The sequence below is a fragment of the Klebsiella pasteurii genome, assembly GCF_018139045.1.
In the GTDB taxonomy this organism is placed as follows: domain Bacteria; phylum Pseudomonadota; class Gammaproteobacteria; order Enterobacterales; family Enterobacteriaceae; genus Klebsiella; species Klebsiella grimontii.
On record NZ_CP073236.1, the window covers coordinates 721,579 to 736,393 of the forward strand.

General features: G+C 56.8%; 15 protein-coding genes and 1 pseudogene. 4 read left to right on the plus strand and 12 right to left on the minus strand.

From position 1 onward, the window contains the following. Positions 1-47 precede the first annotated feature (47 nt). The 11 genes from KCG39_RS03430 to KCG39_RS03480 form a co-directional block, all read right to left on the minus strand. Entirely contained in the window at positions 48-1,007 is a 960-nt protein-coding gene (locus KCG39_RS03430; RefSeq protein WP_004121158.1) for a YbgA family protein, read from the minus strand. Between the two features lie 14 nt (positions 1,008-1,021). Continuing rightward, positions 1,022-1,555 (minus strand): DUF3833 domain-containing protein, encoded by a 534-nt coding sequence (locus KCG39_RS03435; protein WP_004121156.1) that lies wholly within the window; start codon positions 1,553-1,555, stop codon positions 1,022-1,024. Continuing rightward, a complete protein-coding gene (locus KCG39_RS03440; protein ID WP_049115314.1) occupies positions 1,552-2,775 on the minus strand; it encodes an SAM-dependent methyltransferase in 1,224 nt (407 codons plus the stop codon). The genes KCG39_RS03435 and KCG39_RS03440 overlap by 4 nt, the downstream gene beginning before the upstream one ends. Then, a complete protein-coding gene (locus KCG39_RS03445; RefSeq protein WP_112165256.1) occupies positions 2,772-3,494 on the minus strand; it encodes a DUF1365 domain-containing protein in 723 nt (240 codons plus the stop codon). Before KCG39_RS03445 ends, KCG39_RS03440 begins: the two co-directional genes overlap by 4 nt. Position 3,495: 1 nt before the next feature. Next, on the minus strand, positions 3,496-4,755 hold the full coding sequence (locus tag KCG39_RS03450) for an NAD(P)/FAD-dependent oxidoreductase (RefSeq protein WP_004121148.1): 1,260 nt from the start codon (positions 4,753-4,755) through the stop codon (positions 3,496-3,498). Beyond that, a complete protein-coding gene (locus tag KCG39_RS03455; RefSeq protein WP_211811550.1) occupies positions 4,752-5,471 on the minus strand; it encodes an SDR family NAD(P)-dependent oxidoreductase in 720 nt (239 codons plus the stop codon). The genes KCG39_RS03450 and KCG39_RS03455 overlap by 4 nt, the downstream gene beginning before the upstream one ends. Next, positions 5,468-5,902 carry a nuclear transport factor 2 family protein gene (locus KCG39_RS03460; protein ID WP_087829200.1) on the minus strand — a complete coding sequence of 145 codons (435 nt, stop codon included), beginning with the start codon at positions 5,900-5,902 and terminating at the stop codon, positions 5,468-5,470. Before KCG39_RS03460 ends, KCG39_RS03455 begins: the two co-directional genes overlap by 4 nt. A 274-nt stretch (positions 5,903-6,176) precedes the next feature. Further along, positions 6,177-6,905: a MerR family transcriptional regulator gene (locus KCG39_RS03465; protein WP_004121132.1), complete on the minus strand. Its 729-nt coding sequence runs from the start codon at positions 6,903-6,905 to the stop codon at positions 6,177-6,179. 98 nt (positions 6,906-7,003) lie between these two features. Next, positions 7,004-7,348 carry a DUF1294 domain-containing protein gene (locus KCG39_RS03470; RefSeq protein WP_142468210.1) on the minus strand — a complete coding sequence of 115 codons (345 nt, stop codon included), beginning with the start codon at positions 7,346-7,348 and terminating at the stop codon, positions 7,004-7,006. 81 nt (positions 7,349-7,429) lie between these two features. Beyond that, positions 7,430-8,617 (minus strand): MFS transporter, encoded by a 1,188-nt coding sequence (locus KCG39_RS03475; protein WP_185910504.1) that lies wholly within the window; start codon positions 8,615-8,617, stop codon positions 7,430-7,432. Between the two features lie 144 nt (positions 8,618-8,761). After that, complete coding sequence (locus tag KCG39_RS03480) at positions 8,762-9,898, minus strand: alpha/beta hydrolase (protein WP_004121126.1); 1,137 nt, start codon at positions 9,896-9,898, stop codon at positions 8,762-8,764. Between the two features lie 171 nt (positions 9,899-10,069). Between KCG39_RS03480 and KCG39_RS03485 the strand changes: the two genes are divergently transcribed. Then, positions 10,070-10,954, plus strand: coding sequence for a LysR family transcriptional regulator (locus KCG39_RS03485; RefSeq protein WP_004121124.1), 885 nt, complete (start codon positions 10,070-10,072; stop codon positions 10,952-10,954). A 64-nt stretch (positions 10,955-11,018) separates the two neighbouring features. Here the strand turns inward: KCG39_RS03485 and KCG39_RS03490 are convergent, their stop codons facing one another. Next, entirely contained in the window at positions 11,019-11,930 is a 912-nt protein-coding gene (locus tag KCG39_RS03490; protein WP_142468211.1) for a LysR family transcriptional regulator, read from the minus strand. Between the two features lie 158 nt (positions 11,931-12,088). On the opposite strand from KCG39_RS03490, the gene KCG39_RS03495 reads away from it, so the two are divergent. From KCG39_RS03495 to KCG39_RS28045, 3 genes and pseudogenes are all read left to right on the plus strand, one after another. Continuing rightward, complete coding sequence (locus KCG39_RS03495; RefSeq protein ID WP_123828136.1) at positions 12,089-13,069, plus strand: NAD(P)H-dependent flavin oxidoreductase; 981 nt, start codon at positions 12,089-12,091, stop codon at positions 13,067-13,069. A gap of 908 nt (positions 13,070-13,977) precedes the next feature. After that, complete coding sequence (ymcF, locus tag KCG39_RS03500; protein ID WP_142468212.1) at positions 13,978-14,166, plus strand: cold shock small protein YmcF; 189 nt, start codon at positions 13,978-13,980, stop codon at positions 14,164-14,166. A 380-nt stretch (positions 14,167-14,546) separates the two neighbouring features. Then, positions 14,547-14,718: pseudogene (locus KCG39_RS28045) on the plus strand (helix-turn-helix domain-containing protein); the annotation flags it as partial. Between the last annotated feature and the right edge of the window lie 97 nt (positions 14,719-14,815).

Genomic DNA, 14,815 nt, shown 5'->3' on the forward strand with positions numbered 1-14,815 from the left:
GGGCGAACAGGCTGGCGCGCGCCAGCCTGTTCGCTCGTTCAGCCCTCTCAATGCACCGTCAGGCGCAAGGCCAGGTCCTGCGGGTAGGGGTCAAAATAGTTCTGCGCCTGCAGGTAACGATCAGGATATTCGGCCAGATAATGCTTAAGCAGCGTTATCGGCGCAAGAATGGGCAGCAGCCCGGAGCGATAGTTAAGGATCACCTCCCGCAGCTCGCCGCGCTGGCGGCTGTTTAGCTGGTTACGGAAGTAGCCCTGAATATGCATCAGCACGTTAGTGTGGTTTTTACGCGAAGCGGGCTGTTTAAGGATCGCCATCAGTTTTTCGCGGTACACCGCAAAGAAAGCCTCCAGATCCTGCCACTCGTGGAGCGACGCAACGAACGGACCAATCTCGCGATACCCCGACTGATGGTGGGCCAGCAGCTGAAGTTTATAGCGACTATGAAAATCCAGCAGCGCACGACGCGTCAGGCCATTTTTGTGCAGACTATTCAGTTCATGCAGGGCGAAAACCCGCTCGACGAAGTTTTCACGCAGCACAGGATCGTGCAGGCGACCATCCTCCTCAACCGGTAGCCAGGGGTATTTCTCCATCAGCGCGGCGGTAAACAATCCTGTGCCTTCTTTACGCCCGCGGTTGCCCTTTTCATCGTACAGCCGCACGCGCTCCATGCCGCAGCTGGGCGATTTGGCGCAGACAATAAATCCCGACAGCTCGCCCAGCGTGGAGAGATGGGCGCTGGCGAAATCGGCCATCTTCTCCGTCACGTCGTCGTGCGGGGCATGGCTAAAGCGCATGCGAAACTCCCCCTCGGTCGTCTGCACCAGCCGCAGCGCTGGGCGCGGAACGGGCAGGCCGATAGCCATCTCCGGGCAGATGGGTTTAAACGCCACCCACTGTGCGAGCTCATCCATCACAAAGCTCATTCGCTTGTGCCCGCCGTCGAATCGCACGGCTGAACCGGTTAAACATCCGCTGATCCCAATGACAGGTTGCGTGTTCATGGCGTTGTCCTCTCTTAATGTACCGTTCGGGTGAAGAAAAGGGTCACCGTGGCGACGGTAATGCCGAATTTCTTCATCTCGGTTTTGTTGAACAGATGCACGTCGTCCTGCAGGAACATCCAGTCGTCGAAGTGCAGCAGCCAGGTGCTACCGTTGGCCGCCACGTTCATGCTGTAGCGCCAGTGGAAAGCGTTGCCCGCCGCCTGGCCGGTCGCCACGCCGGTAATGTCGCCCGCGGTGCCTTCATAACGGTGGTCGCCGGTGCGGCGAATGCGCCATACCCGCTGCTGCTTTTCGCCATCGTCATAGACAAAGCGCTCGTGAAGCGTCAACGTGTCGCCAACCACGTCGCCGTCAATCGCCACATGGAAGCGGCGCAGCTGCTTGCCGTTACGATCCTGAACCATCCCCCAGGCTTCCGTTTGGCCCTGAAAGTAGTGGAAAATGTCCAGCGCCGGCTGCTGCTGCCGGTAGTCGGTCACTTCGGCGCTGCAGCCCGCCAGAGCCAGCATCAGCAGTGCGAGGCCAAGGGTCAGAATGCGTTTCATGATGTTCGCTCCGCGGTAAGCTGCACAACGCTGATGGTGCGGGCGTTAAACCCGGCTTCGCAGTAGCCGAAGTAGTAGAGCCACATGCGGCGGAAGCGATCGTCAAAGCCGAGCTTCTCAATATCCTGCCAGGCGTGGATAAATCGCTGCCGCCAGTGGGCCAGGGTGCGGGCGTAGTCCGGCCCCATATCGAACAGATCGCGCATCACAAAATCGGTGTGCCGCGTCATCAGCTCGTTCATCGCCGTGATGCTGGGCAAAAATCCGCCGGGGAAGATGTAGCGCTGAATAAAATCCACGTTTTTGCTGTAGCCGCGATAGCGCTGATCCTGGATGGTGATGGCCTGGATCGCCATTCTGCCGCCCGGGCGCAGCCGCGCCTGGCAGGTGCGAAAGAAAGCTGGCAGATAGCGTTGCCCCACGGCTTCAATCATCTCCACCGACAGCAGCTTGTCATACTGGCCGGTCAGATCGCGGTAATCGCAGAGCAGTACCTCGACGCGATCCTGCAGCCCGGCGCGGGCAATTCGCGCGTTGGCCCACTGGAACTGTTCCTGCGACAGGGTGGTGGTGGTGACCCGGCAGCCGTAGTGGCGGGCGGCGTATTCGGCCATTGCCCCCCAGCCGGTGCCGATCTCCAGGAGATGATCGCCGGGCGTAAGCGCCAGACGCTCGCACAGGCGCGCCATTTTGGCCCGCTGGGCCTGGGTGAGATCCTGGCCGTCGTCGGTAAACAGCGCGCTGGAGTAAAGCAGTTCGTCGTCAAGGAAGTGGGCGTAAAAGTCGTTGCCCAGATCGTAATGGGCGGCGATATTCGCCTTCGCCTGCGCGCGCGAGTTGCGGCGCGTCCAGTGGCGCAGCCGCTCGACGGGCTTGCCCAGCAGCCGGAAGCCGCGCTCGAGCCGCCCCAGTACCTGGCCGTTACGCGCCAGCATCTGCAGCAGCGGCGTCAACTGCTGGCTCTCCCATTCGCCGTCCATCCAGGCCTCCGCGGCGGCGAGGCTGCCGCCGGTCAATAAGCGCCAGTAGACGTTCGCTGAAAGCACTCGCACCTCGGCGCGCAGCGCGGCGGTAGGGTCGCCAAAATGAAAGGTTTGCGCCCCTTCGCGCACGGTGAGCGAACCTTCGCGAATGCCGCTCAACAGACGAAAGAGCAACCAGCGCGCGATACGCACGTTGCGCGGAATATCGGGTTCAAGCGCAAAGACGGGATCGGTCATGAGCGTTCACTCCTGCTGACAGGATGGTTATACAGCGGCATGCGCTTGAGCCATAGCCGCAGCGCCTGCCAGTAGATCGCGAGGACGGTTTTCAGCGTCATCAGCGGAATGCGCAGCAGCAGACCGCGCAGGCTGGCGCGCGTCAAAGGCACGCGGCTCAGGGCCAGCGTGGCGTCGAAGACTTTCGCGGCCTGATGGTTCTCGATATGCATGTGCAGCGTTTTACCGGGACTGTTAAAGCGCCAGAGGTAGACCATATCCATCGGGTTAAACGGCGAGACGTGAAAGGCTTTCGCCAGCGGACGCGCCCGTTGACCGTCTACCGCGTAGTAATGGCGCTCATTCCACGGCGTATTGCGCACTTCGGCCAGCACCCAGCGCAGGGTACCGGCGCTGTCGTAGCAGTAGTAAAAGTTGACCGGGTTAAAATGAAAGCCCAGGTAACGCAGTTGGGTCAGCAGCATGACGCGGCCATCCGGGCGCGTGCCGGTCAGGTTTTCCAGGCGGTTCAGAACCTGCTGTTTTAACGGCGTGCCCAGCGGATAATCGGCATCGTAAAAGGCAGCGCCGGCAAACCGATTGCGGCGGATACCGACGGCGGCGAGCGCATCCAGTTCGTCCAGGTCGAGCCAGGCCATAAAGATGCGATAGCGAAAGTGGTGCGCCTTCGGCTGGAGACGGCGGTGGCGTAATACGCCCTCATAGAGGCAGCTGTTCATTTCAGAAGTTCTCCGCCGCCGCGATGCCGTTGACCACATCGAGGGCGCTGCGCACGCCATCTTCATGAAAACCGTTATACCAGTACGCGCCGCAGAACCAGCTCCGCTGGCGGCCGTTAATCTCCTCGCGGCGCATCTGGGCGGACCAGCTTTGCGGATTAAACAGCGGATGTTCATAGACCATGCGCTTCCAGACGAAACGCGGGTCCACCGGCGTTGGCGGATTGAGGGTGACGCAGAACAGCGGGGCATCGGCGGGCAGGCCCTGGAGAATATTCATGTTATAGGTGACGCAGGCGCTGGCCTGATCCTGCTCGCTCAGGCGATAGTTCCAGCTGGCCCAGGCGCGCTTACGCACCGGTAGCCAGCGGGGATCGCTATGCAGGACGACTTCATTTTGCTGCCAGCCGATATCTCCCAGAATCTCGCGTTCGGCAGAGGTCGGGTCCGCCAGCATGTCCAGCGCCTGGGCTGAGTGGCAGGCGAAGATCGCCTGGTCGAAATGCTGCTCCCCCGATGCCAGTTGGAGCGTGACGCCATCCTGACGACGGATAACGTTTTGCACCGGTGCATTGAGGCGCAGGCGCAGGCGATCGCCACGCTGAGCCAGCAGGGCGCGCACGTATTCGCGCGAGCCTCCGGGCACCACGTACCATTGCGGACGCTGGCGGACATCGAGCAGGCCGTGGTTTTCAAAAAAGCGCAGAAACAGCGCTAGCGGGAAGCGGCGCATCTCCTGCAGCGACGATGACCAGATAGCGGCGCCCATCGGCAGGATATAGTGGCGCGCAAAAAAGGGGCTAAAGCGGTGCCGCTCAAGGAAGGTCTGTAGCGTGGCGCCCGGGTCGAACGCCCCCGCCAGAGCCTGTTTCGCCAGACGGTTAAAGCGGACGATCTCCGTCAGCAATCCCCAGAAGGCCGGCTTTACCAGGTTGCGCCGCTGGGCGAAAAGCGAGCTCAGGCTGTGGCCGTTATACTCCAGCCCGCTCTGCGGGTTGTGTACCGAGAAGCTCATTTGCGTTTTTTGACCGCTGAGGCCCAGTTCGCTGAGCAGCCCCATAAAGCGCGGATAGGTGCGATCGTTGTAAACGATGAACCCGGTATCGATGGCCCATGTGCCCTGCGGCGTGGCGATATCCACCGTGGCGGTATGTCCCCCCGGCGTGGATGCTGCTTCGAACAGGGTGACCTGGTGTTGTCCGGCAAGGCGCCAGGCGCAGGTCAGACCGGCAATGCCGCTGCCAATAATCGCGATATTCATGAGCGTACCATCCTGCGCAACAGTAGGCGTTGCAGACCTTCGGGAAGCCCTGCCAGCAGGCGCAGGAGCATGCCAAAACCTGTCGGGAAGACGATATGATTTTTACCTTTCGCCAGACCGCGGCGAATCGCCTTTACCGCCTGCTCCACGCTCACCTGGCCGGGCATGGGAAAATCGTTTTTGCGCGTCAGCGGGGTATCGACGAATCCCGGCGAGACCACCGTGATGGCAATGCCTTTCGGCTCCCAGTCCAGGCGCAGGCTGTTGGCAAACCAGGTTAGCGCCGCTTTGGAGGCGCCATACGCCTCGGCGCGAGGGAAGGGCAGCCAGTGCGCCATTGAACTTACCAGCACTACGCGATTGCCGGCAGACAGCCGCTGCTGAAGCGCCTCCAGGCAGTTCACCGGCCCGAGAAAGTTGGTGGCGATCGTCCGTTCCACCAGCGCGGCATCTACCGTGCCGTGGTCCAGGTATTCGCAGGTCCCGGCGCAGAGAATGATCAGATCGGCCTGGCACTCCGCGAGCGCCCGGCGACAGGCCTCCCTGTCCGTCATATCAAATGGGCGGAGGCTGATGTTGGGGCTGTGCTGCTGTAGCGCCGTCAGACGTGACGGATCGCGACCGCATGCGATGACGGAGTGGCCATCCGCAGCGAAGGATTTGGCGAGCTCGGCGCCAATCCCGGAGCTGGCGCCGGTGATAAGCACCGTCATCATGTCCGCACCCTCCGCTTGACGCCGCGTACCGCCCAGCCCACCAGGGGAAGATGTTCGTACAGCATCTCTCCGGCGTCGTAGTAGTCGCGCTGGTAAATAATCCGCTCCTCTTCAACCGTAACCATCGAGCAGCCCGCAAGTTCTAACGCCTTCCCGCCGGCCAGGCGCGGATGTGACCAGTGCATAGTCCAGGCGACGGCAAACCGCTGAGCGTTGCAGACCGGCGTATTGATGGTGAAGCGGCACCGCTCCACGTTGGCTAGCAGATGGGAAAAATACCCCTGGATCGCGGATAGTCCCCGATGCTGGCCAAACGGATCGATCAGTACGGCATTCGCATGATAGAGCGCGGCCAGCGCCGAGGGCGGCTGGGTATCCAGCATGGCGTAGTACTCGGTAAAACGGCTGAGAACGGAGGGCGAAGGACTCATGGCTCACATCCAGAGTGAATCAACATAGCGTATTTAAAACTTACACAATTAATAATATTTGTCCAAGTTTTGGCTGAAATATTTTTTATTTTTATTAAAAATCATATGGTTATTTTTATCTCTGCTGTGCAGGTTTGAGGCTTTAGCGAGAGGCGAAAGGGCATGTCCGCCGCGCCTTGAGCAGACAGACGGCGCGGACAGGGGGCGCATTTAACGCACAGAGGATCGGTTTACGGGGATATTACGAAGGACGTGTTAGCCGAGGCGCGCTAAATTACAGCGCGACAATCTCCAGGGAGACCACCTGCTGCTGCCAGCGTTCAACCTGCTTCTGGCGAGCAGGGGAGAGTTTACCGGTCGTCACCAGCAGCCATTTGCGCTCCGGCAGGATCTCCGGCGCCAGGGTTGCCGGGGGCGTCGGAAGGACGTCGATGCGGTGGCCCTGTCCGGTGCGTTTGAGCGCTTCAAGCCAGATTTCGCATGCGTCCGTCAGATGCCAGCCGGTGATCAAATAGTTATCACCGGGCGCCTTTTTGTCCCCTTCGAGGCAGAAGGAGGTGTAGGCGATGATGATCCCGTCGAGGATTTCGCGCAGCGTCATGATTGCCGGTACGTTGGCGGAGACCTGGCTGCGCAGCGGGCGTAGCACCTCGGTGACCAGCTCGGGGCGAGGGGATTCGCGCCCGGCGTCGTAAATCAGCTGGCGCAGGGATTCGATTTTCCCCTCTTTCAGCCGCTGGAGCATGCTCTCCTGCAAGATGAGCCAGTTATTCGTCCGACGCGCGCCGGGACGCGCCAGTAGGGGTTTCACCTGGCTGACAGGAACCCCTTTTTTGACCCAGTCGAGAATTTTGAGCGCCTGCTGGATATCGTCATCGTTGTACAGGCGATGGCCGCCATCGGTGCGCTGTGGCTTAAGGAGCCCGTAGCGACGCTGCCAGGCGCGGAGCGTCGTCGCGTTAATGCCGCAAAGCTGCGCAAATTCACCGATGGAGTAGGTCATAAGGGACACCTGATAATCAACAGTACTCTCAATATACTACGAATAGCGACCGATTGAGTGCATTCCCCTCTTTTGCAAGCCGTTAGCCTCGCCGGAAATTAATAAAAAGAAAAAGGATAGAGCACATAAATCACCGCCATCCCTGAGAGACTGGCGATCGCGCTGATGATGAACCAGGTCCTGAATGGCTGCTTTTGCGTTTTGTGGCGGAACAGCTGCTGACCCGCTATCGCGCCAGCCCAGCCGCCCACGAGCCCAAACACCAGCAACGTGGACTCCGGCACCCTGCGCCAGGCCCTGCGCGCCGCCATTTTGTCCACACCGTAAATCGCCAGCGTCAGGACGTTGATCAGCAGGAGCCAAATAGCAAAAGGCCAGGAGGTAAAAATGCAGCCGATCGCCGCGGCGATCAGGAGTAAATAACAACACCGATTGAGATTCATATTTTTAGCCGCAGTTTTTCAGCGCGTATTGAAACTGCATTATACGCACGACGCGCGGCGAGAAAAAACCGCAGCCTTAGCCTACTTCCTCGCCAGGCGACCAGCGATCACCGTTATTCCGACCGCGGCAAGCAGCAATATTCCACTCAATCCAAAAGCGCTTTGCCACCCCAGGCGGTCAAATACCACGCCTCCTGCCGTCGAACCCAGCGCAATCGACAGCTGAATCACGGCGACCATCAGTCCGCCACCTGCTTCCGCGTCGTCGGGCAGCGTCCGCGCTATCCACGTCCACCAGCCGGTTGGCGCCGCCGTCGCCAGCATTCCCCACAAGCTTAACAGAATGGCTACGGCACAGGCGTGGTGTCCTGCCAGCAGCAACGTTCCGGCAATCGCGGCCATCAGTAAGGGGAGAGTGATTAAGGTCTGATAAAACCGGGCGGTGAGGAGTGGCGAAACGCCCAGGGTGCCGATAAAACCCGCGATGCCTATCGCGAGCAAAATCAGGGACAGGCCAGAGGCGCTGACGCCGGTCACCGTTTCCAGAAACGGCCGCACGTAGGTAAATAGGGTAAACTGCCCCATGAAGAAGAGTCCGCAGGCCAGCAGGCCGATAGCGACGATGGGCGTTCTGAACAGGCGAAGCGCGGAGCCGCGCGGCCGGCTCGCGTTATCGCTTTCCATCGCGGGCAGGCTGACGCACTGCCAGACAAAGGCGGCTATCGCCAGCGGCGCCAGGCATAAAAAGGCGCCGCGCCAGCCGACGGTTGACCCCAGATAGCTGCCCAGCGGCGCCGCCACGACGGTCGCCAGCGCGTTACCGCCGTTGAAAATCGCCAGCGCGCGGGGAACCTGGCGCTGCGGCACCAGCCTGATGGCGGTGGCCGCCGACATCGACCAGAATCCACCGATGACGATACCAATCAGGGCCCTTCCCGCCATATAAACCGCATAGCTGGACGCCAGCGCGACAATCAAACCCGACGCCGCCATCAGAACCGTCAGCCCCAGCAGGAGATATTTACGATTCAGACTCCCGGCAAGGTTGGAGATAGTCAGGCTGGTCAGCACCGCAAGGGCGCCGGAAATCGCAATGCCCTGGCCTGCCAGCCCCTCGGTGACGTTTAAATCTCTGGCAATCGGCGTCAGCAGGCTGACCGGCATAAATTCGGAAGCTATGAGGACAAAAACGCACAGCGTCATGGCAAATACGCCGCCCCAGTGGGCGTGCGCTGGCGTGGGTGGTGTAGTACGGCTCAGTGTGGACATGATCTGCATCCCTGAATATTTTCCCGGCCCGCTTCAGGCGCGGCCGGATCAGACGCTATTGATGGCATAACGACAAAAAACGTGGGTAAGGGTAAAGAGCGGGCGATGGAACGCCGCCCGCGAATTGCGAACGGCTTTCGGTCGTTATCTCAGGTTGGTTTTGAAAAACTGTTCAAATTTGGCAAACGGAATTTTACCGGCCGCATTATCATAGAGATCGACATGGTTCGCGCCGGGGACGATTATCAGCTCTTTCTCTTTGTTGCCGATGGCCTTAAAGGCGTCTTCGGCAAAATAACGGGAATGCGCTTTTTCACCGGTCACGATCAGCGTCGGGATGGTGACTTCATTGGCATAGCTCAGCAGCGGCATATTCATAAACGACAGCGGCATGGTCGCATTCCACGCGCCGGTTGAGTTCACGGAGCGGGCGTGGAAACCGCGCGGCATCCGGTAATAGTCAAAAAACTCTTTCAAAACCGGGTTTGGGTTGGCGGGTAAGGTTTCTGGCAAGATACGATCGCCCGCGCTGGCGTTACTTTTCTCATCGACGTAAATATCATGTCCGCCCGGTGAGTAGGTGCTGTTTTCCGCATCCTTCCAGCGCTGTTCGTTGAGGTAGCGCAGTACGGCGCGGCGATCGGCGGTGGTATAGCGATCTTTACCGTCGCCAACCCCATGGCCCATCGCGCGGCTCATGTCGTACATGACGCTGGTGGCCACCGCTTTCACGCGGGTATCCATCGCGGCGTCGTTAAGCGCCATGCCGCCCCAGCCGCAAATGCCGAGCAGCCCGATACGGTTGCGGTCCACCTCGCTTTGCAGACCTAAGAAATCGACTGCCGCGCTGAAATCCTCGGTGTTGATATCTGGAGAGGCAACGTTACGCGGATAGCCGCCGCTTTCGCCCGTATAAGAAGGATCGAAGGCCAGGGTGACGAAACCCTGTTCCGCCAAGGTCTGTGCATAGAGACCGCTGGACTGCTCTTTCACCGCGCCGAAGGGGCCGCTGACAGCGATCGCCGCCAGCTTGCGTTCGCCGCGATCTTGCGGAATGTAGAGATCGCCGACCAGGGTGATCCCGTACCGGTTCTGGAAGCTCACCTTACGGTGACTGACTTTCGTGCTTTCCGCGAAGGTTTTGTCCCATTTTTCGACCATCGAAACGGGCGCGTTTGGATTGGTTGTCTCGGCATAGCTCATGGTGGTGACTCCACTTAGTGACGCGCATAGCAGCATGGCAGGCATGGCGGCCGTCAGTTTTCTGGTAAACGCTTTCATTAATCATTCCCCTAAAACAGGTTCCAGATACAGGTTTCATACGGATAACGCTGCTGTGCTTTGTTGCAATGCGCTGATTATAGTTAGCAGCCAGAGTGCTGATTAGTGGGTGAAAAGTGCTAAAATTCATATCATATTGTTATAAATTACGACGCAGGCGCGGGAGGAATCATGGCAAAACGGGAAAACTATAACGATCTGTACCTGTTTATGCTGGTGGTGCGGGAGGGCAGTTTTACCGCCGCGGCGCAGCGGCTTGGGCTGGCGCAATCCGGCGTTAGCCGTTCCGTTCGTGAACTGGAAAAGCGGCTGGGCGTGCAGCTTCTGGTGCGTACCACCCGCAAACTTTCGCTCACCCAGGCGGGCGAGCAGCTCTATCAAACCGTCGAATCCGGCTTTGATGCGTTAGACTCGGGGCTATCCACGCTGGCGTATTATCGCCATACCCCGTCCGGTACCGTCCGCATCAATGCCAGCCAGCACGCTATTGATAAAGTGCTCCTGCCGAAGCTGGCGGTATTTAAACAACGCTATCCTGATATCCGCCTGGAACTGATCGGCGAAAGCCGGTTTGTCGATATTATCGCGGAGCGGTTTGATGCCGGGGTGCGTCTGGGGCCGGAAGTCGGCGGCGGCATGGTGGCGGTGCGCATTTCGCCAGATATGGAGATGGTTGTTGTCGGCACGCCCGAGCATTTTCGCCGCTACGGCTTTCCGCAAACGCCCGCAGATTTAGTGATTCATCCCTGCATCGCCTATCAGTTTGGCGACGGAAGCCTGTACGGCTGGGAGCTCGATCAGGACGGTAAAAAAATCACCCATCGTCCGCAGGGGCAGTGGGCCTTTGCTGACAGCTATATGGAGGCAAAAGCCGCCAGGTTGGGTCTGGGTCTGGCTTATGTCCCGCAGGAGCTGGTCGCCGACGACTTAGAGCGAGGCGCGCTTATCAGAGTTTTGCAACGCTACAGCCAGCGGCTGGAAGGCTCTTTTCTCTATTATCCCCATCGCAACGTGTCGCCCGCGCTGCGGGCGGTGATTGACACCCTGAGAATCTAAGCCGTCATTCCTGAGGGGCATAACCTTCTCCGGGGCACTTTCTGGTCGATGACAGGCGCTACCGTTACTGTTTAACGTCGCATCGCGTCTTTGACAATAAGCTCTCTAGCCACTCGGTAAACGCCCGCACTTTGCGTGAGAGATGGCGGTGCGGATACAAGAGTGACAGTTTGCGGTCGGGGGAGGGGTTGTCGGGTAAGACTTCCACTAAAAGGCTGCGGTCGAGATAAGGTTGTAAAAAAAGGTTCATTCCCTGAACTAATCCCAGCCCCGCCAGGCCTGCCGATAAATAAGTTTCAGAGTTATCGATGACCAGCTTACCGGGAAGCGTCATTTCGGTGATACCCTCTGGCGTCGCAAAGGTCCACGGCATAATTTGCCTGCTGCTGCTGTTAATCCAGTTGATAGCCTGATGATCCTGCAAATCCTCCAGCGTTTGCGGCGCGCCGTGGCTCGCAATATAGGCCGGGCTGGCGCAGGTCGTCATTTTAATGCTGCCCAACTTGCGGGCGATATAGTCCCCGTCATCCAGTTGTCCTACCCGCAGCAGGCAGTCAAGCCCATCGCGCAGCATATCCTGACGGCGGTCCGAGCTACTGAGGATGATTTCGACGCCAGGATGCTGACGATAAAAATCAGGCAGATGGGGAACGACCAATAACGTCGCAAAAGCGACAGGCATGTCGACTCGCAGCTGGCCGTGCAATACCCGGTCTGTACCAAACGACTCCAGCAACGCATCCGCCTGGGAGAGTAAAGGTTTGCTCTGACGATAAAACGCTTCCCCGTCAGGCGTCAGGTTAATACGACGCGTTGTTCGCTGCAGCAAACGTGTGCCGCAGTGCTGCTCCAGCAGCTGCAAGGCTTTCGTAACGGCGGGACGATGGATTTGCAGATGTTCCGCCGCCTGAGTAAAACTGCCCGCCTCGACAATTTCAATAAAAATGCGAATCGATTCGAAGAGATTTATTTGCATAGTTAGTTTCTTTTGCCCACATCGGGAGATTTCATTGTTACTGATTTTATAATAGTGATGAATTTTTTTGGCTATTTTTCTAAATAATCTTACGGCCTACACTCCTTCCACTAAGAAACTGAACCGCGCCATAGCGCTATTGTGAAGGATATTGCACCATGAAAAATAACCGTATCTGTCAGATCCTGAATATAGAAAAACCGGTTATTCAGGGGCCGCTATCGTGGCTAACCGATGCCCGTTTAGTCGCCGCCGTCAGCAATGCAGGCGGGCTTGGTGTGCTGGGGCCCAATGCGGGTTTAACCGCTGAGACCGCGGTTTCCACGCCGGAAGAAACCGCTGAAAAAATGCGCGAAGAGATCCGCAAAACCAAACGGCTGACCGAAAAGCCTTTCGGCGTGAACCTGATCCCAATGCCTGAAAACGATATCTGGACCCCGCCTATTCTGCAGGTGATAAAAGAAGAGGGCATCAGGGCCGTGGTGTATACCGGTTACGGTGAAGGGGCGCTCATACCGGCGCTATTCAACGAATTAAAAGAGGCAGGTATTGCTGTCATTTACCGTGATATCAATCCGACGCCTGAAAATACCCGCCTTGCTGAAGCCGCTGGCGCCGATATCATCGTCGCGACCGGTTTTGATGAAGGAGGGACATTGCCGGGTACCGTGCTGGGAACCTTTTCAATCGTGCCGCTGATTGCCGATGCGGTGGATCGCATTCCGGTGATGGCGGCTGGCGGTATTACCGACAACCGTACCGCCAGAGCGGCGCACGCGCTCGGCGCGGAAGGGATATTTGCCGGTTCGGTTTTTATCGCGACGGAAGAAAGCAGAGTGCCGGCCTCAGTCAAAAAAAGAATTATTGCCGCCAATGGCCTTGATTTACGGCTTTTCCGCACGCTGCCGCATTTCTATCGCTCGCTGCCGGGCAGGCTGGCCGAAACACTGGTGTCGATGGATAAAGCCGGCGCCAGCCGCGAGGCGCTCGGCGAAGCCATGGGGGGATTACGCGGCTTGCGTATCGGCATGCTGGAAGGCAACGCTGAGGAAGGCTATATCTCGCTCGGCACGGGGATCGGCAACATTCGCAGCGTCAAAAGCGTAGCGAGCGTTGTGAATGAGCTGACGATTAGTTAGAGATTCTGTTTTGTGCGGGTTACTACGGCTTTCCGTCTGACGCTATTTTTCTGACGCCTTGCGCCAGAAAAATAGCCTGGCGATTCGATTCAGAAGGGGAGGAGCGTTCGGTTGAACAAGATGCCGTTACGCTGCTCTCCGGGGATAAATGTTTCCAGGCTGCGAATCTGGTCCCGGATAAGAGCTTAACGTTTCCACTCTGGGGCTGATCATTGCTCTTGTCTTCAACGAAGGCTTTGCGGGCTCCGGCCGACTACCTTACCTATCTTTTCAGGTCGCGTTTTTTCTCAGTGCGCTGCGGGGTGAAAATAAAGCTTGCTATCGATCGGCATCTATGTGATTAATAGCAGGTCGATTTACTACACAGATCCAGTAATAAACGGTTTAGTGAAGCAGTTCTCATCTCAAGCGTTATCCATAGATAATCCTTCTTTAGACTCTCCCTATCGTGATTAATTAAGCTCTGTGAAGCGAATAATTTTAAAGTTTTTTGAACCTGCGACAACGATGACGGTCTAAACCCGAGTAGACAGGTTCACAAACTGGCGCAAACGGCGATAGAGAAGGGATTGGCCTGGAATTTTCCGTTTAGCGTGCAAAAGTGCATAAGAGATAACGTTATCCCAATAGCACACGATTATTTTATTGAAATCTACCGAACATTACGTGCCCTCGGGCAAACTAAGAAATTAACAACATTAAAAAATCGCTGGTGCAGTAATAGATTTCAGTCTGAAGTGCGCTTCAGAGGTATCTATAAGCAGTAATGACAATGATGTCATTGTTATTCTCAACCATTCAGAGCAGCGTTTTCACGCTGTGACAGAAAAGCCGGGAAGGTGTTTTCTGTGAAATATGGCTAAATGTCCCTGCGGTAGAGAATGTTGTAGCAAAAAGAGGCTAACATCATGATTGACCACATTCATTTCAGATGCCCATGCTGTCATGGGTCGCAGTACAGAACATCCACCTACGATGTTTCTGAAAAAAATCCGTTTGGCGCGAAATGCATTTTTTGTAAATCCTCGATGATTACATTCGATAATATCGCAGCGCATATGTCCAGAAACTCGGCATCGCTTGAGTTACGGAAGTAAGATTGGGCCCTTGAAAAGGGCCTTTGATATCTGAATCGTAAGCGTTATTACCATTTCGATCGGCTGCCTGCGGGCAGCTTTTTAGTTTGTTTAAATTCAAATCAGACCGTACTTTTCTTATCTTTGCAGATGTGAGTAAATGCGTAGTCTCGCAATTCTTGCGGAAAACTTGTTGCGTTCTATAATTTTTAAACCAGAACTCATCTGGTATTCCTATGCATATCCTACCGCCCGTCCGCCCGGAAGCGAGTATCCCGCGTTTAACGGCGCTCCTGACACCGATTGCCGAAAAATGAACGTTGAGCCGCGAAAACGTATGACCAGGACACATAAAAATCAACCACAGCTGTACCTTTTTATCAACGGAGGAGATAGGACCGCTTCCCGAACAGACACGGATGCGCCTATCTATTCTGGGTTATATTCAGGGGGGGACCCACTTATCACATAGCAGTGTATTAAACGTATTATCGGCGTTAAAATGTGGTAACTATATTACGTTTAAATACGGGGGACTTGATTGGCGTGAATAAGTTACCCGAGCGGTTTTAGGGCTGGCGGGTTGTCCAAATTTAAATAATAAAACGATTATCAGCGCGGTGTTAATATTTTATTGTAGACCCACTTAATATTTACGATGACATTTATT